Annotated in this window: 20 protein-coding genes; 13 read left to right on the forward strand and 7 right to left on the reverse strand. The window is 60.4% G+C overall.

Features of this window, described 5'->3' with window-relative positions; genetic code table 11:
- Positions 1-57: 57 nt before the first annotated feature.
- Entirely contained in the window at positions 58-1,557 is a 1,500-nt protein-coding gene (locus C4S63_RS06430; RefSeq protein WP_103917072.1) for an NAD(P)/FAD-dependent oxidoreductase, read from the reverse strand.
- A gap of 437 nt (positions 1,558-1,994) precedes the next feature.
- On the opposite strand from C4S63_RS06430, the gene C4S63_RS06435 reads away from it, so the two are divergent.
- Complete coding sequence (locus C4S63_RS06435) at positions 1,995-2,237, forward strand: hypothetical protein (RefSeq protein ID WP_146063361.1); 243 nt, start codon at positions 1,995-1,997, stop codon at positions 2,235-2,237.
- A 159-nt stretch (positions 2,238-2,396) separates the two neighbouring features.
- Here C4S63_RS06435 and C4S63_RS06440 read toward each other — a convergent pair whose 3' ends face one another.
- From C4S63_RS06440 to nudE, 3 genes are all read right to left on the reverse strand, one after another.
- Entirely contained in the window at positions 2,397-3,281 is an 885-nt protein-coding gene (locus C4S63_RS06440) for an alpha/beta hydrolase (protein WP_103917074.1), read from the reverse strand.
- A 242-nt stretch (positions 3,282-3,523) separates the two neighbouring features.
- On the reverse strand, positions 3,524-4,339 hold the full coding sequence (cysQ, locus tag C4S63_RS06445; RefSeq protein ID WP_062815419.1) for a 3'(2'),5'-bisphosphate nucleotidase CysQ: 816 nt from the start codon (positions 4,337-4,339) through the stop codon (positions 3,524-3,526).
- A gap of 203 nt (positions 4,340-4,542) precedes the next feature.
- On the reverse strand, positions 4,543-5,088 hold the full coding sequence (gene nudE / locus C4S63_RS06450; protein WP_103917300.1) for an ADP compounds hydrolase NudE: 546 nt from the start codon (positions 5,086-5,088) through the stop codon (positions 4,543-4,545).
- A 72-nt stretch (positions 5,089-5,160) separates the two neighbouring features.
- On the opposite strand from nudE, the gene yrfG reads away from it, so the two are divergent.
- The 8 genes from yrfG (at position 5,161) to C4S63_RS06490 (ending at position 13,576) form a co-directional block, all read left to right on the forward strand.
- Complete coding sequence (gene yrfG, locus C4S63_RS06455) at positions 5,161-5,814, forward strand: GMP/IMP nucleotidase (RefSeq protein ID WP_062815418.1); 654 nt, start codon at positions 5,161-5,163, stop codon at positions 5,812-5,814.
- Positions 5,815-5,824: 10 nt separating this feature from the next.
- On the forward strand, positions 5,825-6,214 hold the full coding sequence (locus C4S63_RS06460) for an RNA-binding S4 domain-containing protein (RefSeq protein WP_103917076.1): 390 nt from the start codon (positions 5,825-5,827) through the stop codon (positions 6,212-6,214).
- Positions 6,215-6,278: 64 nt separating this feature from the next.
- Positions 6,279-7,136: an Hsp33 family molecular chaperone HslO gene (gene hslO / locus C4S63_RS06465; RefSeq protein ID WP_103917077.1), complete on the forward strand. Its 858-nt coding sequence runs from the start codon at positions 6,279-6,281 to the stop codon at positions 7,134-7,136.
- A 374-nt stretch (positions 7,137-7,510) separates the two neighbouring features.
- Positions 7,511-9,055 carry a phosphoenolpyruvate carboxykinase gene (locus C4S63_RS06470; protein WP_062815415.1) on the forward strand — a complete coding sequence of 515 codons (1,545 nt, stop codon included), beginning with the start codon at positions 7,511-7,513 and terminating at the stop codon, positions 9,053-9,055.
- A gap of 307 nt (positions 9,056-9,362) precedes the next feature.
- Entirely contained in the window at positions 9,363-10,655 is a 1,293-nt protein-coding gene (locus C4S63_RS06475) for an NAD(P)/FAD-dependent oxidoreductase (RefSeq protein WP_062815414.1), read from the forward strand.
- Between the two features lie 244 nt (positions 10,656-10,899).
- Positions 10,900-11,808 (forward strand): YihY/virulence factor BrkB family protein, encoded by a 909-nt coding sequence (locus tag C4S63_RS06480; protein ID WP_062815413.1) that lies wholly within the window; start codon positions 10,900-10,902, stop codon positions 11,806-11,808.
- Positions 11,809-11,875: 67 nt separating this feature from the next.
- A complete protein-coding gene (locus tag C4S63_RS06485; RefSeq protein ID WP_103917078.1) occupies positions 11,876-12,274 on the forward strand; it encodes a 3D domain-containing protein in 399 nt (132 codons plus the stop codon).
- A gap of 96 nt (positions 12,275-12,370) precedes the next feature.
- Positions 12,371-13,576 (forward strand): lytic murein transglycosylase, encoded by a 1,206-nt coding sequence (locus C4S63_RS06490; protein WP_103917079.1) that lies wholly within the window; start codon positions 12,371-12,373, stop codon positions 13,574-13,576.
- A 21-nt stretch (positions 13,577-13,597) separates the two neighbouring features.
- Here the strand turns inward: C4S63_RS06490 and C4S63_RS06495 are convergent, their stop codons facing one another.
- Positions 13,598-14,506: a LysR family transcriptional regulator gene (locus C4S63_RS06495; RefSeq protein WP_103917080.1), complete on the reverse strand. Its 909-nt coding sequence runs from the start codon at positions 14,504-14,506 to the stop codon at positions 13,598-13,600.
- A gap of 109 nt (positions 14,507-14,615) precedes the next feature.
- Here C4S63_RS06495 and C4S63_RS06500 point away from each other — a divergent pair, with 109 nt between their 5' ends.
- The 4 genes from C4S63_RS06500 (at position 14,616) to C4S63_RS06515 (ending at position 19,004) form a co-directional block, all read left to right on the forward strand.
- Positions 14,616-15,371 carry an SDR family oxidoreductase gene (locus C4S63_RS06500; RefSeq protein WP_103917081.1) on the forward strand — a complete coding sequence of 252 codons (756 nt, stop codon included), beginning with the start codon at positions 14,616-14,618 and terminating at the stop codon, positions 15,369-15,371.
- A 64-nt stretch (positions 15,372-15,435) separates the two neighbouring features.
- Positions 15,436-15,696: a hypothetical protein gene (locus C4S63_RS06505; protein WP_103917082.1), complete on the forward strand. Its 261-nt coding sequence runs from the start codon at positions 15,436-15,438 to the stop codon at positions 15,694-15,696.
- A gap of 63 nt (positions 15,697-15,759) precedes the next feature.
- On the forward strand, positions 15,760-16,875 hold the full coding sequence (locus C4S63_RS06510; protein ID WP_103917083.1) for a PQQ-dependent sugar dehydrogenase: 1,116 nt from the start codon (positions 15,760-15,762) through the stop codon (positions 16,873-16,875).
- Positions 16,876-17,039: 164 nt separating this feature from the next.
- Entirely contained in the window at positions 17,040-19,004 is a 1,965-nt protein-coding gene (locus C4S63_RS06515) for a CocE/NonD family hydrolase (protein WP_103917084.1), read from the forward strand.
- Between the two features lie 503 nt (positions 19,005-19,507).
- Here C4S63_RS06515 and C4S63_RS06520 read toward each other — a convergent pair.
- Entirely contained in the window at positions 19,508-20,824 is a 1,317-nt protein-coding gene (locus tag C4S63_RS06520) for an ATP-binding protein (protein WP_062815404.1), read from the reverse strand.
- Positions 20,825-20,981: 157 nt separating this feature from the next.
- Positions 20,982-21,695, reverse strand: coding sequence for a two-component system response regulator OmpR (ompR, locus tag C4S63_RS06525; protein WP_103917085.1), 714 nt, complete (start codon positions 21,693-21,695; stop codon positions 20,982-20,984).
- Between the last annotated feature and the right edge of the window lie 109 nt (positions 21,696-21,804).

Raw genomic sequence — 21,804 nt, forward strand, 5'->3', positions numbered from 1 at the left:
AGGTTATGAAGGGAGGAACCCTTTTGCCACTTTCAGCATGAAAATGGCAAAGGTCAATCACGCCCCCAGCAGGGATGCCACCAAGCCCTTCTTCTTCACCGGCTGGTAGTTGCTGAACTCCAGCACACCGTCGTCAATGGCGCCATAGCGCAGCTTGGGCAGGTCCACCAGATAGTTTTGCACTACCATCCAGGGCTGCTTGGAACCCTGCCGTGGCAGACGATCATCGGCACGCATGACATAGCCGGACTCCAGACCCAGGAAGTTCTCTTCAGTAATGCAATTATCCTTGTCTCGCGGGATCACCGTTGTGGCGCCGGTTTTTTCCATGTGGTTCAGCAGGCGACACACATACTCGCAAACCAGATCCGCTTTCAGGGTCCAGGAGGAATTGGTATAGCCGAATACCAGCGCCATGTTCGGCACATCACGCAGCATCATGCCCTTGTAGACCAGTGATTCGCGAGGCTCTACGGCCTTGCCATCGATGGTACCTTCCACGCCACCCAGCATCTGAACATTCAGCCCGGTGGCGGTGATGATGATGTCCGCCTCCAGCTCCTGACCGGACTTGAGCAGAATACCGTTCTCGGTGAAACGCTCGATATGATCGGTAACGATATCGGCCTCACCCCGACGCACGGTCTTGAACAAGTCGCCATTGGGCACCGCACACAGACGCTGATCCCAGGGGTTATAGTTGGGGCGGAAATGTGTCATATCCACATCATCGCCAAGCTGGCGTTTGGCCGCCGCCAGCAAGGCGCGACGGACCAGTTTGGGACGCTGCTTGGACAGCTTGTACACCAGGCGCTGCAGACCGATATTCCGGGCACGGGACAGTTTGTAGACCAGCATATCCGGCAAGAAACGGCGCATACCCACGGAAATCGGGTCCACTTCCGGCACGGTGGCAATATAGGTGGGCGACCGCTGCAGCATGGTCACCTCTGCCCCTTCTTTGGCCATGGCAGGCACCAGCGTTACGGCGGTGGCACCGGAACCAATAACGACCACCTTCTTGCCCTTGTACTGCAGATTTTCCGGCCAGTGCTGCGGATGAACAATCTGGCCCTTGAAGTCTTTTTCGCCGGGGAAATCCGGTTTGTAGCCTTCGTCGTAGTTGTAATAACCACTGCAGGAGAACAGGAAGTTCGCGGTAAAGGTTTCCTGCTCACCGGTTTTCTCATTGGTGGTTTCCACGACCCATTGATTGTCATCACTGGACCAGTTCGCCTTGACCACCTTGCGACCGAAGCGGATGTGCTTCTTGACGTCATATTCGTCCGCCGTGTCTTCCACGTACTGACGAATGGAAGGGCCATCCGCCAGCACCTTGGGATCGGTCCAGGGACGGAAGCTGTAGCCCAGGGTGAACATGTCGGAATCAGAACGGATGCCCGGGTACTTGAACAGGTCCCAGGTGCCACCAATGCGTTCGCGACGTTCCAGAATGGCATAGCTGCGATTCGGGCTCTTGCGGGTCAGATGGCAAGCTGCCCCGATACCGGAAAGGCCGGCACCGATAATCAGTACATCAACGTGGTTATTAGACATTTTCTTTTACCTCCAGCCCTTCGGCTGCCTGGTCTCGGCAGTGCAAAACATTGACATCCATCAATGGCACGGTTAACTGGCGGACAGAATAGCCGTACTGGCGGGTATGAGAAAAGGCCAAAACAGGCCGTTAATTGGCCCTGGAGACGGGGAAAAGTGCCGCTAGAGACGGGCGGGCTGGCTCAGGCAGCATAAACAGCGGGTTTACTTTCCATGACACCGGTTTGCTGGCAGAACCGCAATGCCGATGACGGGAGCGCCTCTACTCTCCGATTTTCATAATAAAGTGGTACGGAAGACCCAATATCATCGTGCCATCACCAATTTGTGATGTCATACACATTGCTGCGCTGCTCACTTCTGCATACTGCCTGCGCGCCATAGGGGAACGGCGCACATGGGGATGGATGAAACACTATAATTATAAGGGTACCGGCATGATTGATCTGACTGCCTTCGGGGACATGTTCGCCTCACACTCCTGGCTGTGGATACCGATTTCCTGCGCCGTGATTATCAGCCTGCTGCTATGGAGCGGCCGCATCCGCCAGCCCGGCATGGTCAACCTTTTCGCCATTGGTCTGATCCTGCCCTGTATCAACCTGAGCATGATTGCCACCGGCGCCATGGTGGCCGCCGATCAACTGACGCTGGATCTGATGGCCTTGCTGCCGTTTTAAGAGTGGCAAGTTGCAAGCTTCAAGCTGCAACGCGCCATAAACTTATCCTTGATTTTAAAAACACGAGGCCGCGCTCCAATCAATGGGCGCGGCCTCATGCGTTACGGTGAGCCGCGGCACTAATTCGCGTTGCAACTTGAAACTTGCAACTTGCCTGCCCTACAGGCCCTGAAGAAATTCCAACTGATCCGCCAGGCTGATATCCCGGGCCTCACCCTGATAGATATCGAAATGGCCCACCGGGTAACGCTTCACTGTCGCGTTCGCCATGGCGGCAGCAGCCTTTTCGGCGGCGGACGCCGGCGCCACGGTGTCCGTCTCACAGATCAGCACCAACGCCGGGCAAGTCACCTTTGCCGCCTGGGTCACTGGCCGGAACATGGGCAGAACCAGTCCAATGCGGGCAGCCACTTCATTGGGAACCCCCGCCGGCATCAGCGCGGTATAGCCGTCGTAGGCATCATGACTGGACATGGCGGCCAACTCACCGGGCTTGCCGGCAGACGGCAACATGCGCGGTCCGAGACCCAGCATGCTGCTGGCCACATCCCAGAGGCCCAGGCCCGTCATTTTCATGGCCTGCCCTGCCCCCGCATAACGCATTACCTCCATCACCGAGGCCAGACCATCCATCATCGGACACTGGGCAATGATACCGGCCACATCCGGCTCCCGGGCCGCCACGGCCGTAACCAAACCACCGGCAAAAGACGTTCCCCACAACACGATACGCTGGTTGTCCACGTCCTCTTGCTTACGCACACAGGCCAGCGCTGCCTGCCAGTCCGCCACTTCCCGGTTGGGCAACAACACTTGGCGGGGCATGCCCTCACTCTCACCGAAGTGCCGGTAGTCGAACAGAAACACCGCATGGCCGGCGCTCAAAAAAGCATCCCGGAATGGCGCCAGTCCACAGTCCTTGGTAAGACCAAAACCGTGGCCCATGACCACAGTCAGGAAGGGACCGTCGCCTTCAGGCAGATAAAGATCCCCGCGGCAGGACTGGCCATCGCTGACAAATCGCAGTTCACGCATTGTGCTCATGGAAACTCCTTATTGGTTTGCCGTATCGCCAACCTGTCCACACCCACTTTGGGAGCGTCGCTCGCGGCGCGAAAAGCCGTTGCGCGATACGAGGAACGAGAAGCGAAAACCTGCCTTTCCGAGTTTAAGCAATTTGATCTTCGAAACTCGTTTCTCGCCACTCGATACTCCGGTTATCGCACCACCCACCCGCACGGTACAGAGCCCGACGTTTCCGGCAATTTCGATAATGATCCCAGCCCTTACCCGGCGATCGCCGGGGCGATAAAGCGCCACTCCTCGATGCTCTGTCCCAACACCAGGAAGTGCGGATTGAGAATGTCTTCCTTGTTGTACTGCAATGGCTCAAAGACGGTATTGACCACAACGCCACCGGCAGCGGTCACCACTGCGTGGGCGGCGGCCGTATCCCATTCGCTGGTGGGCGCCAGGCGCGGATAAATGTCCGCACTGCCTTCCGCCACCAGACACAGCTTCAGTGACGACCCCATGGAGGCCCGCTCCACCTCGCCCACTTCCTGGCGGATAAAGGCTTCCAGTTTTTCCACCGCTTCCCCGCCGTGACTGCGGCTGGCCACCATCACCACCGGCGTGGTGCGGGCCCGGCACTGGATCGGCTTGCGCTCGCCCTTTTCCTCTTTAAAGGCACCGACACCGCGGCCACCCAGATAGGTCACCGCCGTTACCGGCACATGAACCACACCCAGTACCGGGGTATCCCCCTCCACCAGGGCAATGTTCACGGTGAACTCGCCGTTGCGCTTGATGAACTCCTTGGTGCCATCCAGCGGGTCCACCAGCCAGAAACGGGGCCAGTCCTTGCGCTCGGCATAGGCAATACCGCCGGATTCTTCAGAGAACACCGGAATCTCCGGCGTCAGCGCCTGCAGGCGCGCTTCAATGATCTTGTGCGCCGCCATATCCGCTTCCGTAATCGGCGACTTGTCATCCTTGGTTTCCACCCCCAGGTCGTCACGCTCGTACACCGTCAGAATGGCATCACCCGCTTCACGGGCAATCTCGGCGAGCGGGTCCAGCAGGGTATTAAGGTCGGTCATCGGTTCTTCCATTTCTCTATGTTGAATTCTGGGTGGAGTTGAAAGTTCAAAGTTTAAAGTTCAAAAGCGCGAAGACAGCCCATCATTGATGGCGGGGTTGGTGCTTCGCGCTGCTGAACCAGGAATGTGAAACGCGGACGAGGCATATATCGGATGGCCCAGCCCTCACCCGCGCTTTTCAACTTTAAACTTTCAACTTGCAACTATCTTTTCTCCAGCAGCCGCTTGGCCATCAGCAGCGCTGCAATCACCCGAGCTTCTGTCACATCGTCCCGCTCGATCAAGCGGTCCAGATCCGACAGTTTCCAGGTGAGCACTTCCAGCTCTTCCGGTTCGTCCCCCGGCAGGGATTCTTCGTACAGGTCTTCGGCCAGCACCACCTTGATACGGTGCCCCATATAGCCGGGCGACAATGTCATGTCCTTCATCAGGGTGAGTCGACGAGCACCATAACCGGCTTCTTCCTTTAATTCCCGGTTGGCGGCATCCCGCCAGTCTTCGCCATGTTCGTAGGCCCCCTTGGGCAGGGTCAGCTCGTAACTTTCCGTGCCGGCGCCATATTCACGGATCATCACTACCGTGTCGTCGTCCAGTAACGGCACCATCATCACGGCGGCAATGGGCGGGGTACGCAGGCGTTCATAGGTGCGCTCTACCCCGTTGCGAAAACGCAGGTGCAGCTCTTCAATTCCGAACAGCCGGCTTTTCGCCACCAGTCGGGTGTCGAGAATCTCCGGTTTCTCATCCATAATTGGTAACAGCTCTCGCGGCATGCAGGTTCATGTAGAGGCCGAAGACTAACCCGAATACGCAGGAAATTCATGATTGACTGGCATTCTGTCGACACCGTGTTACTGGATATGGACGGCACCCTGCTGGACCTGGAGTTCGACAACTGGTTCTGGCAAAAACATGTGCCCGAGTGCTACGCCCGGCAACAGGGGCTGGACCGGGCCGAGGCCGACCGCATTATCCACGACTGGATCACCAGCCATCTGGGCACCCTGAACTGGTACTGCCTGGACTTCTGGACCGCGGAACTGGGCCTGGAAATCGCCCGGTTGAAACGGCAAGCCGGCGATCGTATCGCCATCCGCCCCGGCGCAGACACCTTTCTGCAGGCCCTGAAGGAGTCCGACAAACAGGTCATCATGGTCACCAATGCCCATCGCGATGCCCTGGATTTAAAGGTGGAGCGTACCGGCATCGACCGCTATTTCGATGAGATCGTCTCCAGCCACGACTATGGCCATGCCAAGGAAGCCCAGGCGTTCTGGCAACATTTGCAGCGCCACCTGCCCTTCGACCCGGCCCGTGCCTTGCTGGTGGATGACTCCCTGCCGGTACTGCATAGCGCCCAGCTCTATGGCATCGGTCAGCCGGTGAGTATCCTGCACCCGGATTCCAGCCTGCCAAAGCGGGATCACACCGACCCCTTCCCGGCCATCGATGATTTTCTGCAGGTTTTACCTTGAGAGGAATGCCATGAGCGAGAGCGTTCGCATCGACTCCTGGCTGTGGGCGGCCCGTTTCTTCAAGACCCGCAGCCTGGCCAAGGCCGCTATCGAAGGCGGCAAGATCCAGATCGATGGCAGCAAGGCCAAACCCAGCAAGAATGTGCAGCCCGGACAGACCATTGCCATTACCAAGGGCACGGAACATTTCGAGGTCGTCGTCGAAGGCTTGAGCAGCAAACGCGGCCCCGCCAGCGTGGCCCAGACCCTTTATCAGGAAACCGAACAAAGCCGCCAGCGGCGGGAACAGAGCAGCGAACAGCGCAAACTGGCTCGGGCCGCCACCGCCGCACCGGACCACAAGCCCAGCAAGAAGGAGCGCCGGGATATCCAGCGTTTCAAGAGAGACAACCTGGAATAACCGCCAGGGCGCCCCCATTAATAGAGCGACTATTAAAGGCACCGACAGCTGTCAGGACTTAACCATGCAAGACCACAAACAACGCTTTCTCTTTCCCGACTCCGATATCCGCGGCGAACTGGTGCAGGTAGAAAGCAGTATCACCCGTATTATTGAAGGGCATAACTACCCCCTGGCGGTACAGGGGCTGATCGGCGAAGCCGTGGCCGCCGTGGCCCTGCTGGCCAGCACCCTGAAATTCAAGGGACGTCTGGCATTGCAGGCCCAGGGCAAGGGCCCGGTATCCCTGCTGCTGGCCGAATGCACCAATGAGGGTGAGCTGCGCGCCCTGGCCCGTCACAGTGACGGCCAGGACTGGAGCCAGGGTGACATCCAGACCCTGATCGGTGACGGCAACATGGTGATCACCATCACCCCGGACCAGGGCAAACAGTACCAGGGCATTGTTCCGCTGGCCGGTGACTCCCTGGCCCAGTGCCTGGAAGCCTACTTCCGCCAGTCAGAGCAGCTCCCCACCCGTCTTTGGCTGGCCAGCGGCAACAACCGGGCCGCCGGCCTGCTGCTGCAGCGACTGCCCAACCAGCTGGCCAGCAGCGACGCCAACGCGCAGATGTGGGAGCACCTGGAAGCCCTCGCTGGCACCCTGAAAATGGAAGAGCTGCTCAACCTGGACGACCAGACCATCCTTCACCGCCTGTTCCACGACACCCCGCCGCAACTCCCCGAGGCCCAGGCCCTGCAATTCGGCTGCACCTGCTCCCGGGACCGCAACCGGAATGCACTGATCTCCCTGGGCAGCAACGAGTTGCAGATGCTGCTCGACGAGGACGGGGAAGTGACCCTGACCTGCGATTTCTGCCGCAACCAGGAGCGCTTCGATGCGGTGGATCTGGCGGAGATGATTAAAGAAGTTGTCAGTTGAAAGTGGACAGTTGACAGCTACGCGGGCTAGCCGTGGCACACATTTCACCGCAAGAGGCCGCGCTCAAGGTTTGGGCGCGGCCTCTTGCACTTCAAAACCTGATGCGCCGGACAGCGACGCTGTCAACTGTCCACTATCAACTGCCAACTTGGCCGTGTTGCCGTGACCACCCGGTCCAAGGGGGAATCGCCACTGATTTCCTTTTCTGGCATAATCGCGCGCCTGTGCTGACTGGAGGTTCCATCCCCCGGTCCCTTTTGGTCTTGCCCGGTGGCAGTAACGGGCACGAGACCGGCACTGTTATCCGCAATGCGAACCAGAGTTTCGGCGCCCATACACGCTGAAACGGCACGGCCACAAGCCCAGGAATGACCATGACCGACCCGATTGTTTATAACGACCTCAGCCCGGCCCAGCTGGTAGAGCTGGCAGTTCAGCGCAACGAAGGCCGCCTGTCCGACACCGGCGCCCTGGTAGTGGAAACCGGTCATCGCACCGGCCGCTCCCCCATGGACCGCTACATCGTTGACGAGCCCAGCACCAGCGAGCACATCCACTGGGGTGCCATCAACCGCGCCTTCCCCGCCGACAAGTTCGATGCCCTGTGGGATCGTGTCAGCGTTGCCGTGGCCGACGCCGATGCCTTTGTTTCCCACCTGCATGTGGGCGCAGATACCGATCATTACCTGGCCGTAAAAGTGACCGCGCAGACCGCGTGGCACAACCTGTTCGCCAACACCATGTTCATCCGCCCGGAGAAGTACAACCCGCGCAGCAAGGAAGAGTGGCAGATCCTGCATGCCCCGCACTTCCAGTGCGAGCCGGAGCGTGACGGCACCAACTCCGATGGCTGCGTGATCCTCAACTTCGCCCAGCGCAAGATCCTTATCGCCGGCATGCGTTACGCCGGTGAAATGAAGAAAGCCATGTTCTCCGTGCAGAACTTCCTGCTGCCGGAAAAAGACGTGCTGCCCATGCACTGCTCCGCCAACGTGGGCGAAGACGGCGACGTGGCCCTGTTCTTCGGCCTGTCCGGCACCGGCAAAACCACCCTGTCCGCCGACCCGGCCCGTTACCTGATCGGTGACGACGAGCACGGCTGGGGCAAGGACGTGGTCTTCAACATCGAAGGCGGCTGCTACGCCAAGTGCATCGACCTGAGCCAGAAGAACGAGCCGGTGATCTGGGACGCCATCAAGTTCGGCGCGGTCCTGGAAAACGTCATCATCAATGACGAGACCCGCACCGCCGACTACACCGACGTGTCCCTGACCCAGAACACCCGTGCCGCCTACCCGCTGGAAAACATCGACAAAAAAGTGGAAGCCAACCGCGCTGGCGAGCCCAAGCACATCATCTTCCTGACCTGCGACCTGACCGGTGTTCTGCCTCCGGTGTCCAAGCTGTCCAAGGAAGCGGCGGCCTACCACTTCCTGAGCGGCTACACCGCCCTGGTGGGCTCCACCGAAATGGGTTCCGGTGGCGGCATCAAGAGCACCTTCTCCACCTGCTTCGGCGCCCCCTTCTTCCCCCGTCGTGCCGGCGAGTACGCCGAGCTGCTGATCAAGCGCATGGAAGAATTCGGCTCTACCGTCTACCTGGTGAACACCGGCTGGACCGGTGGCCCCTACGGCGAAGGTGAGCGTTTCAGCATCCCCACCACCCGTGGCGTCGTGAACGCGATCCTGTCCGGTGAGCTGGACAATGCGGAAACCGAGCACCTGGATATCATCAACCTGGACGTGCCAAAGAACGTTCCCGGGGTGGACAACAAGCTGCTGCAGCCCAAGAACACCTGGGCCAACCCGGAAAACTACGAGGCCCGCGCCCGCGATCTGGCGGAACAGTTCGAGAAGAACTTTGCCGAGAAGTACGCGGACGTGTCCGACGAGATCCGCGCCGCTGGCCCCAAGGCCTGATCCGCAAGGATCACTGAAAAAGCCCGCCACCGGCGGGCTTTTTCATTGCCGCCCGGTGGGCAGACCCGCCCACCCGGGAAGGCAAAAAGGAAACACCTGGTCTGGACTTGTTTACCACAAAGGCTAGACTGCACCTCCGGAACCATGACAGCCGTCATCGTTCCCTGCCCCACAAGGGCTCTGCCTCATTGATGAGCCACTGAGTCCGCAAGCGGCACTCCGTGACTCCTTTAACCCGGACCTGTTCACCGCCAAGGTGGATATGATTGACTGGCAACCCCAATGGGTTAGCCCAACAGGAGCCCCAATGAGCAAACCCAGAATTGTTGTCGTCGGCGGTGGCGCCGGCGGCCTGCCCCTGGTGACCCGCCTGGGCCGCAAGCTCGGCAAATACGGCCACGCGGACGTGACCCTGGTGGATTCCTCCAGCATCCATGTCTGGAAACCGCGTTTTCACGAAGTCGCCACCGGCGCCATCGATGCGGACCTGGATGCGGTGGACTACCGCGCCCACGCCCAGCTGAACCATTATCGCTTCGAGCCGGGCACCATGACCCGGGTGGACGTGCAGGCCCAGACCCTGACGCTGGCCCCCCTCCATGACAACCACGGCTCGGAAGTCCTGCCGGAACGGCAACTGCCCTACGATTATCTGGTGCTGGCCACTGGCAGTCAGAGCAACGATTTCGGCACCCCCGGGGTGCGCGAAAACTGCCTGTTCATGGACAGCCGCGCCCAGGCGGAACGCTTTCGCGAGCGCTTCCTGAACGCCTGCCTGCACGCCAACTACGAAGGCAAGCCGGTCTCCGTGGCCATTGTGGGTGGCGGTGCCACCGGCGTGGAGCTGGCCGCAGAACTGCACCATGCGGTATCCATGCTCAACTTCTACGGCCACGAAAAACTGGATCGCAAACACCTGCAGGTGGACGTGATCGAAGCCGCACCGCGGATTCTGCCGGTGCTCAGCGAGCGGGTGTCCGCCACCGCCACCCAGCGTCTGGAGTCCCTGGGTGTCAAGGTACGCACCGGCGTCATGGTGGCCGAAGCCACCCCCGACGCCCTGGTGCCCAAGGAAGGCGATCCCATCAAGGCGGACCTGCTGGTATGGGCGGCCGGGGTGAAATGCCCGGACTGGCTGGGCCAGATTGAAGGCCTGACCACCAATCGCATCAATCAGGTGGAAGTGGAGCCAACCCTGCAGGCCAAGGGCCACAAGAATATCTTCATCATCGGCGATGCGGCGTTCCTGATCCCGGAAGGGGAAGAGCGGCCCATCCCGCCACGGGCCCAATCCGCCCAGCAGATGGCCCAGCACACCGCCCGCAGTCTTCAGCAGCTGATCATGAAACGCGAACCCCGACCGTTCCAGTACAAGGACCATGGCTCGCTGGTATCGCTGTCCAATTACAGCTCCGTGGGCATGCTGATGGGCAACCTGAAAGGCGGCAACTTCTTTGTGGAAGGCTGGCTGGCGCGGATGATGTACATCAGCCTGTATCGCATGCACCAGGCCGCCCTGTACGGCTGGCCGCGAACGATCATGCTGCTGATCGCCGGGCGCTTCAACAAGCTGGTACGGCCGAGGTTGAAGCTGCATTAAGGCAACACTACGTAGCACCTGTAGGAGCGCCTCTTGAGGCGCGAACCCGCGTGTGAACGCGGAAGAGTCAGCATAGCGGCCAATCGCTCCAGAAGGGATTGTTGCTTTCTGGAAGTGCTCCTTCGCTTAGGCTCGGATTCGCGCCTCAAGAGGCGCTCCTACAGGTGCGGCGTAGAGACACCGGTAGTTAGCGACCACCGCAACCGATACACTCCCTGCTACCCCATGGACGACGGTGGCAACGATGAAAGACACCTTTCTCTACTGGTTCGGCATTCTCAAAAACACCCTGCGCCTGTGGCTGGAAGCCAACGCCGCCAGCTATGCCGGGTCGTTGGCGTTCTTTACCCTGTTCTCCATTGCCCCTGTCATCATCCTGGCGGTGAAAGTGATTTCCCTGGTAATGAGCAGCGAAGCCGCCATGGCGGAAATTCTCGGCCAGCTGGAAGCCACCGTCGGCCCCGCCGCCACCGAAGAAATCCGCAATGCCATCATGAATACCCGGGCCCCCAGCCAGGGGATTCTGGCCGGGCTGCTCAGCCTGACGGTGATGATTATCGGTGCCACCACCGTGTTCGCCCAGATGCAACGCTCCATGAATGCCATCTGGGAAGTGGTGCCACGGCCCTCGCGCAATACCGTGGTGGCCCTGATAAAGAGCCGCTTGCTGTCACTGACCGTGGTGGTATCACTGGGCTTTGTGTTGCTGGTATCCCTGCTTCTCAACGTGGCCGTACAGACCCTGATGGTCTACGCGGAAAACTGGATTCCCTTCCATGCCAGCGTGGCCCTGGGACTGGAGGTCATGGTCTCCATTACCGTTATTGCCCTGTTGTTCGGGATGATCTTTCGCCTGCTACCGGATGTGGTACTGAGCTGGAAAGACGTGGCCCCTGCCGCGTTGATGACCGCCGTGCTGTTTGCCATTGGCCGTGCCCTGATCGGCTTTTATCTTTCCCACACCGCCACCGCCTCCACCTATGGGGCCGCCGGTTCGCTGGTGATCCTGCTCATGTGGGTGTACTACTCCTCCATGATCCTGCTGCTCGGCGCCGCCTTCAGTCGCGCCCACAGTGAAGCCCGGGGGCGGATTATCCGTGCCCGCTCCACCGCCGTACGGGTTCGCCGGGAAATACACGAAACGCCCGCCTAACATCATTTTCATGCCCCCTTCACAGCCGGATTGACACGGTAAGGTGTCAATCTGGAAAGGGGATCCCATGATAAAAACACGCTTTTTTCCCGTACTCGGCATCAGTCTGCTCGGTTTCCTGGCGGGCGGCTGCAGCGACAACACCATAAGCCAGGAAGTCACGGCCACTGCGTACACCCTGTCGGAAGCGGAAACCAAGAAGGGCAATGTGGGGCTTGCGGCCTGGGGCGATCAACTGGAACCCGGCATGAAAGCCATCGCCGTATCCCGTGATCTTATTCCCAAGGGCCTTACCCATCGCACCGAGGTGGAAGTGGAAGGCCTGGGCACCTATGTGGTGCTCGACAAGATGAACAAACGCTGGACCGACAAAATCGACATTCTCATGGCCGATCGGGCCGACGCCCGGGAGTGGGGCAAACAGACCGTGACCATTCACTGGGAGGCCCCGGAGGAAACCCCCTGAACCCGGCGGCAATTTTGCAATTCTCCCGATGAAACCCCGGCAGGGCCGTCGTAAACTGCCTGATATTGATGTCCCTGCCTCGGTTTCGGAGTTTCCATGGCCACCCGTTTTTTCCTGATCTCCCTGTTCCTGTTTTTCAGCCATCCCGCCCTGGCACTGGATCAGGAAAGTTTCGCCATGTGTATCAGCAAACTGCGCCAGGCCGGACTGGAAGCCGGGCTACCGGCCCAGGTGATCAGCCAGCATCTGGATGATGTGAAGCTGAATGAAAAAGTGGTGGAACTGGATCGCAGCCAGCCGGAATTCACCAGCAGTTTTGCCGACTACTTTACCCGTCGCGTCAGCGAGCAACGGATCGAAAAAGGTCGCGAGAAATACCGCCGCCATCGTCCATTGCTCGACACCCTGACCCGGGAATATGGCATCCCCGGCCATTACCTGGTGGCCTTCTGGGGGCTGGAAACCAACTATGGCGGCTACCTGGGCAATATCCCCACCCTTGATGCCCTGGCGACACTGACCTGCGAAGGCCGTCGCGGAGACTATTTTCAGGGCGAGCTGTTCAATGCCCTGCGCATTCTGCAGGCCGGAGATGTGGATGCTTCGCAGATGAAAGGCTCCTGGGCCGGCGCCATGGGCCAGACACAATTCATGCCGGCCGTGTTTCTCAAGCACGCCCAGGATCACGATGGCGATGGTCGCCGGGATCTGTGGGGCAGCACCGAGGACGCCCTCGCCTCCGGCGCGCATTTCCTGCAGGCACTGGGCTGGGAACGGGAAGCACGCTGGGGCCGGGAAGTCCGGCTGCCCAAAGGCTTCGACTACCAGCTCACCGGCTTCGGCAACAAACGCCCCCTCGCCGACTGGGCAGAGCTGGGCCTGACCCTGCCCAATGGCCAGCCCCTGCCGTCTGCAGAAATGGAAGCGGCGGTGATCGTACCCGCGGGCCACCATGGGCCGGCCTTTCTGGCCTACCACAACTTCCGGGTGATCATGGGCTGGAACCGCTCCGAGTCCTACGCCATCGCCGTTGGCCGCCTGGCGGACCGCATCGCCGGCGCCGGCCCCCTGTCACAGGCACCCCCGCAGGCGCCACGCCTCGACCGGGAGCAGGTCACCCGCCTGCAGCGCATCCTCAACGAACAGGGCTTTGACGCCGGCGAAGAAGATGGCCTGATGGGCCCCGGCACCCGCAAGGCCATCGCCCGCTACCAACAGGCCAATGATCTGGTGGCCGATGGTTTCCCGGGGGAAGAGGTGCTGACTCGCATCGGCGTCTACCCTGGACCCTCAGGGGAATAAGCCGGAGTTCGCCAAGCCTGACTACGCCATCCCCAGCACCTTGTCTTTGAGCACCGGCACGACCCAGTCAATAAAGGCTTCAAGGCGTCGGGTCATATGTTCCCGGTGCGGATACAACAGGGTGATGGGCATGGGTGGCGGCACGGCGTCCGGCAGCACGCTGACCAGGCGGCCAGAGTCCAGATGATGGCGCACATCATAGTGCGGCACCTGTATCATCCCCAGCCCTGCCAGGGCACAGGCGATCAGCGCTTCTGCGGTATTCACCGTGACACGGGACGGCAGCGGCACACTCTCCAGCCGCTCGCCCTGACGATATTCCCAGCTCTCCACCCTGCCGGTCATCGACGACACAAACGCCACAATGGGGTGGGATGACAGATCCTTTGGGGTGGCCGGTCGGCCATACCGGGCCAGATAGGCCGGGCTGGCGCAATTGCAAAGCGGCAAGCTTCCCAGCGGCCGGGCAATCAGATTGCTGTCCGTCAGCTCCCCCACCCGAATCACGCAATCCACGCCCTCGCTCACCAGATCCACAGCCCGGTCGGTGACTCCCATCTGGATATCGATATCCGGGTAACGATCCAGGAAAGCTGGCAACGCCGGCGCCAGAATCCGTCGTCCCAGACGCCCGGGCACATTGATGCGCAGCTTGCCTTGGGGGCGGCGATCATTGGCCACAAATGCCCCCTGCAACTGTTCATAATCCTGCAACAGTGTCACGCCCTTCTGATAGAGAAAATGGCCCTCCTCGGTAACCTTGATGGCCCGGGTGGTGCGGTTCAGCAGACGCGCGCCCATCTCGGCCTCCAGTTCCTTGATGGCCGTGGACACGGTGGAACGCGGTATTTCCAGGCTCTCAGCCGCCCGGGTAAAACTCAGGCAATCCACCACCCGGACAAAGATATGCATTCTTTCGAGACGGTCCATGCTTTTCCATTGTTCGTTATTTTCGACATATGCTGTCAGCTTACACCGGTTTATGCCCACGCCAAGCCTGCCGACAATGTCGACACCTTAACGAGCAGGAGCAAGACTGATGACGGATTACGGATTCAAGGACAAGGTAGTGTTGATTGCTGGCGGCGCCAAGAACCTGGGCGGCCTGTTGAGCCGGCAAATCGGTCGCGAAGGCGCCAAGATCGTGGTGCATTACAACAGCGATGCCAGCCGCGCCGATGCAGAAGACACGGTCAAGGCGGTGAAAGACCTGGGTGGCGAGGCCTACATGACCCAGGGCGATCTGACCCGGCCGGCCAACGTGGAAGCACTGTTTCTGGAAGCCAAGGACAAGTTCGGCGGCATCGATGTGGCCATCAATACCGTGGGCAAGGTGTTGCGCAAACCGATCGTGGAAACCAGTGAAGAAGAATACGACTCCATGTTCGACATCAATGCCAAGTCCGCCTATTTCTTCATCAAGGAAGCGGGCAAACACCTGAACGATAATGGCAAGATCGTCACTGTACTCACCTCTCTGCTGGCCGCCTTTACCGATGGCTACTCCACCTATGCCGGCGGCAAGTCACCGGTAGAGCACTTCACCCGTGCCGCCGCCAAGGAATTCGGTGGGCGTGGTATCTCGGTCTCCGCGGTGGCCCCCGGCCCCATGGACACCCCCTTCTTTTACGGCCAGGAAACCCCGGAACGGGTGGCCTACCACAAGTCACAGGCCATGAACGGAGACCTGACCAAAATCGAGGACATCGCCCCCATCATCAAATTCCTGGCCACGGAAGGTTGGTGGATCACCGGCCAGACAATTTTCCCCAATGGCGGCTACACTACCCGCTAGTGCCAGCGACACACTCAAGGCGGGCACATAACGTGCCTGCCGCTCTTTTGACTGGGAGCCGCCCATGCATACGCTGACTGTCATTCTCGGAGGGCTGTTGTTGTTCGCCGTACTGGCGCTGACCGCCCGCCTGATCCCCTGGTTGCAACACCACCTGCTCGCCGTCTTCGCCCTGCTCTGGTTTATCGCTTCGGCCATCAATATAACCGTCGGCATTGTCCATGCCGGGTATTCCTTTATGGCTGAGTTACCGATTTTCTTTGTGGTCTTTCTGCTGCCTGTTGCGCTGGCCTGGATGGTGAGCCATAAACGCCAGCGCCAGTGACGATGTTTCACCCTTCACGCCGGGCGTGGCATGCTCAAGCCAGTCCGAACAAGGGAGTCCGTCATGCGATCACTGATCACCGTTACCCTCACCGCTCTGAGCCTGAGTGCCTGTGCCGACAACGCCGCCACCCTGTCCCCGCAAAGCAATGACAGCGTTACCACCACAACACTCACCGATGGCCTGCACCACCCCTGGTCATTGGCGTTTGTTTCAGACAAAGAATGGCTGATCACGGAACGGCGCGGCACCCTGCGCCGGCTGGTGGACGGCACCCTGGAGGACGATCCGGTCAGCGGAGTACCGCAGGTGGTCGCCAAAGGCCAGGGCGGGCTGTTCGATGTGATGCCGCATCCGGATTTTGCCGACAACCAACGCCTGTACCTGAGTTATGCCAAACCCTGCGGTGACGATGGCGGCACCACAGCGGTGGGCTATGGCACTTTCCGGGAGGGCACCCTCAAAGACTTCCGCGATATCTACGTGGCCGAAAAAGCCTGCACCAATACCGCCAAACATTTTGGCGGGCGCATTCTGTTTGATAACGACGGCTACCTGTTTGTCACCGTGGGCGACCGGGGGGAACGGGACCGGGCCCAGGACACCACGGACCCGGCCGGCAGCGTACTGCGTCTGCACGACGATGGCCGCATCCCCGATGACAACCCGTTGGCCGACCAGCCTGGCAAGGCTGCCGCCATCTGGAGCTGGGGCCATCGTAATCCCCAGGGGCTGGCCCTGCATCCGCAGAGTGGCAAGCCCTGGCTCAACGAGCACGGCCCCCGGGGCGGGGACGAGATCAACGCGGTGGCAGCGGGCGTCAACTACGGCTGGCCGGAAATCACCTATGGCCGGGAGTATTACGGACCCAGCATCGGTGACACCCGACAGGATGGCCTGGCTCAGCCCCTGCTGCACTGGACTCCGTCCATCGCCCCCTCCGGCATGGCCTTCGTGACCGGCGATCGTTACCCGGACTGGCAGGGTGACACCGTGCATGGCGCCCTGAAGCTGACCCACCTGAACAAGGTGGCCTTCGACGGCCGCAAGCCGGTCTCGGAAGTTCGCCTGCTGGAAGACGCCGGCAACCGGATCCGCGATGTACGGCAGGGACCCGACGGCTACCTGTATCTCCTCACCGACAGCAACAATGGTGCCCTGCTGCGCCTGGAACCCTGATCGGTTGCGCCCCGGCATCGCCGGGGCGCGACAGTCGCGTCTTACACTCAGATACAAAACCCGTGATTTGTCTCACCAAGTTGCACCGCTGTGCCAACAGACCCGCTATCCGCCCCCTCCTATCCTGATAAGCGAAAAGATGTATAACAAATCAGGATAAAACCATGCTTGCTTTCACTTCACGCCCGGCCTTGGGCCTGCTGGCAATATTGTTGTGCGCCTCTCTGCAACTCACCGGCTGTGGCGGCGGCGGGGGTAACAGCGCCTCACCCGGCACCCCCTCCACCCCTGCCAATGACGACACCCCCACTGGCAACACTGGCGGTGACGGGGACAGTAATGACGATGATGCCGGCACGCCCGTCAATCTGAGTTGGGGCGAAGCCTACCAGCGCGATGAGGAATACCCGAACACCGTCAACCTTCCCCAGCAGCTGATCACCATGCGCGATGGCATTCGCCTGGCGGCCACGGTGACCCTGCCGGCAGATGCCAGCGGCAACGCCATCGACGGCCCCTTCCCGGTGATCGCCACCTTCACCGGCTACAACCAGTTCCTGTCCAGCAGCCTGATTGCCGACCTGGACCTGGTGAAACACGGCTATGCCTATATCAATGTGGATATGCGCGGCACCGGTGCCTCGGAGGGCAGCTGGCAGGCCTTCAGCCAGGTGGATCAGGACGATATGGCCGAGCTGGTGGAGTACATCAAGACACAGCCCTGGAGTAACGGCCGGATCGGCATGAACGGCCCCTCCTACATGGGCATCACCGGGCTGCTCACCGGCGCCCAGGAAGACCCGGCCGTGCAGGCGATTTTTGCCGTGGTGCCCATGGGCGACGCCTACCGGGACATCGTGTTCTCCGGGGGCCAGGTCAACGCCGGCTTTATTCCCCTGTGGATGGCGCTGGTCACCGGGCTGGGCGTTATCCCCACCTCCGTGGGCTTCGAGAATGGCGATCCTGCCTACAGCCTCACCACCCTGCTTCAGCACCTGGAAGGTGCTCTGGTGGATTTCCAGGTGCCGGTGATTGCCGGAGCCCTGATTGGTGATGAGAACCGCTTCGACACCGGGTTCTGGCGTATCCGCTCCCCCCTGGAGCAAATCGACAAGATCAGTGCGCCCACCTTTGTGGTCGGCGGGCTAAACGATATTTTCCAGCGCGGCGAGCCGCTGATTTATGAAGGGCTCAAGGACCACACCACCGCCAAACTGCTGATCGGTCCCTGGCAGCACCTGGACGGCTCATCCGGTGCCGGCCTGCCCGCGGATGGTGTGCCGGACCTGGACAGCCTGCGCCTGGCCTGGTTTGACCATTACCTGAAAGATATCGACACCGGCGCCCCGTCCTACCCGCCGGTCACCCAGTACTACACCGGTGCCGAACGCTATGTCACCGCCGCCGACTGGCCACACCCCCAGGCCAAAGCGGAAACCTTTTACCTGCACGGCCAGTTCGGTCTGCCGTTGTTTGGAAAGATCAGCGGGGACGCTCCCACCAGCAACAAGCAGACCAGCCTGCTGCAAACACCGGTCAACGGTCTCTGCTCTGCCAGTGCCAGCCAGTGGACCGCCGGCATTCTGGGCATGATCCTGCCGCCCTGTGCCGCCCAGGACAATGTGGTCAATCTGCTGGAAGCGGTCTATACCAGCGAGCCCCTGGAAGCGGACATGGCTATCAATGGGCCCATCACCGGACAGATCTGGGCCTCTACCACCGCCCTGGATACCAACGTCACCGTGCGTGTCAGCGTGGTCGGCAACAACGGCATTGCCCGGCCATTGACCCACGGCATTCAGATGGCGTCCATGAGTGCGTTTGATGCCAGCCAATCCCGCTTTATGAACGGCAAACTGGTTCAACCCTGGCACCCCTTCAGTGCGGAGTCCAAGCGCACCATCACACCGCTGGAACCCTTCCGGGCGGACGTGGAGGTGTTCCCCACCAGTGCCGTGATCAAAGCCGGTGAAAGGCTGCGCATCAGTGTGGGCGCCAGCGATCTGCCCCATGGCTTGAGCCCGGTCCGTGATCTGCTCACCAGCCTGCTGGGCGCCCTGACCCTCTACAGCACCCCGGCCATGCCGTCGCGGGTGAATATTCCGCTGGTGCCGGTCGACGCTCTCTGATCCGCATCGTCACTGCAGAAGACATCATCAAAACCGTTGGCGCTTTGCCTGCAAGGCGCCAACGGCATCCGTATCAACCTGGCTCCCGGGACCGACATCCCGTTCGGTAACGCCAACTGCCTGGGACTCCCTCGGGCAATGCCCCGATCATAAATGCCGTTTTAACCTGACCCTTGAAAGTCACACGCTCTCAAAGCCGAGACCCCAAAAAAAAGGCCGCACACGGGTGCGGCCTAACGACCTGTTTCTGCAACTGCAGCGACAGGTTATCGGCATTCAAAACACGGGGTTTCCCGGTCAGGAATCAGCAATCAGATGAAAGAAAATCGTGCCAGTGAATCCCCATAGGGCTCACAGCAGAAACACATCATGGCGGGCTCTCCCAAGTCCGTTCGGCAATTCCGGTGATGTGTTCAGTAGCATGCGCTGCCCGGCAAAAACAGACTTTGCGCCAGCGCACATTCCCGGCCCGCAAATGTGGCTTTTTGTTATCCGTCGGTTCCTTAACGTACACCGGCGGACAGGGATTCCGGTTGAACAAACTTGCCGGTAACCGGGAAGCGCACCTCCACCAGCAGCCCCCCGTGCTCATGGTTGGCCAGGCGGATCTCGCCGTGGTGCATGTCGGCGATGCGCTTGACGATGGCCAGCCCCAGACCGCTACCACTGAGAGTGCGCGCTTTTTCGCCGCGGGAAAACGGTTGCAGCAACAGGGGAATATCCTCTTCGCGAACACCCTTGCCGTGATCCCTTACGGTCAGGCGTACCACGTTGTCGGTAACGGCAGTACGTACCTCCACCGGTGGGGCCCCGTACTTGAGTGCATTGCCGATCAGGTTGGCCAGCATCCGTTTCACGGTAAGTCGCTTGAGCATCAGGCGGGGTAGATCCTGCAGTTCAAAACGGATCTGTTCGGCGGGATACTTGCCGGCCACTTCCTGTATCAGTTCGTTGAGATTTTCCAGATCCGGCTGCTCGTCAGCACCATCGCGAATAAAGGAAATGAACTGGTCGAGGATGGCGTCCATGTCCTCGATATCTTCGATAATGCCCCGTGCCAGTTCCTCGTCCTGCATGAACTCCGCCGACAATCGCAAGCGGGTCAGCGGCGTACGCAGGTCATGGGAGACCCCCGCCAGCAACAGGGCCCGGTCCCGCTGGGCCTGCTGCAGGTCGCTGGTCATGCGGTTGAAGGCCGCGTTCACCGCCTGTATTTCCTCCGGCCCGATGCTGGTGTCCAGTACCGGCACCGCTTCTCCCCGGCCCACTTTCAATGCCACCCGGGCCAACCGTCGTAACGGCAGGTTCAACCCCCGGGCAATCAGCAGGCCACCGATGATGGCCAGCAACGGTACCGTGACACCCCAGCCCAGCAGCAGGTAACGGTCATAATCGCGGAAGAATTCCATGGGCACCCGCAGCCACTGTCCCTGGAAAGAGGGGGCATTGACCCACAGCACCGGTTGACGACTATCCTCCAGCTTCACCGTAACCGGTTCGCGCAAGCGCTCCTGCACTTCTTCCCGAAAGCGACTGACCACGGGCTGGGACAACAGCACCGTCCCCTGATGCAGATTGTCCGGGGTGGCCACCTCGATACTGGTGGCCCCGGCCAGCCGCTGGGCGAGCCGGGCATCCTCCTCACCGGACGAGGAAAACGCCAGCTCCGCCTGCAGAACCGTCAGACGGGCATACTCGCGGATACCGGGCAGATAGGCGTTACGGGCAAAGAACCACAGGGTCAGCGCCTGGCTGATACCGATGACCAGCCCGACCACGATGGCAGAACGGACAAAGGCCGTGCGGGGATAAAACTTCACTGGCGAGATTCCATGACTGTTTGAGCAGAGAATAACAGGTCAGGCGTCGGAGGTCGGACGTCAAAGCCCCAACCATGAATACCCGGAAGCGCAAGAAGAATTCAGCCGGGATTCAGCCCGTAGGTACAGCGTCAGACATCCGACGTCAGACCACCACTCAATCCGGCACAAACACATAACCCACACCCCACACGGTCTGGATATAGCGGGGCTTGGAGGGATCGTCTTCCAGCAGGCGGCGCAGGCGCGACACCTGCACATCGATGGAGCGCTCCATGGCGGACCATTCGCGCCCCCGGGCCAGGCTCATCAGCTTGTCACGGGTGAGCGGCTCGCGGGGGTTTTGCACCAGGGCCTTGAGCACGGCGAATTCCCCGGTGGTCAGGTTCTGGGGATCACCATCCCGCAGCAGCGTGCGATTGCCCAGATCCAGCTCCCAGGGGCCAAAACGCACCTCACCTTCTTCCTTGCTGGGCGCGCCGGGCAATTCACGCACATGGCGGCGCAGCACTGCCCGTATGCGCGCATCCAGTTCCCGGGGATTGAACGGTTTGGGGAGATAATCATCGGCACCGGCATCCAGCCCTTCGATACGCTCCGCATCATCGCCCTTGGCGGTCAGCATGATAATCGGCATCCGGTTTTCCGCCTCACGCAAACGCCGGCAGATGGACAGGCCGTCTTCACCCGGCAGCATCAGGTCCAGCACCATCAGCGAATAGATCTCCCGGGACAGGGCCCGATCCATCTGCTCCGCATCACCCACCGCCTTCACCGCATAGCCTGCTTCTTCCAGAAAACGCTGCAGCAGACTGCGCAGACGGGCGTCATCATCGACGACGAGAATTTTATCCAGTTGCTGTTCTGTCACGGTGCCTCCACGTATCGCAGACTCTGATTTACGCGTTGTGGACTGAACGTGCAAGATAATGGCCCGGAGAGATTGTATAAAAACATTGCAGTCTGCGAATCTAACCGCT

The sequence above is a fragment of the Alcanivorax sp. DSM 26293 genome (assembly GCF_900107995.1).
GTDB lineage: Bacteria > Pseudomonadota > Gammaproteobacteria > Pseudomonadales > Alcanivoracaceae > Alcanivorax.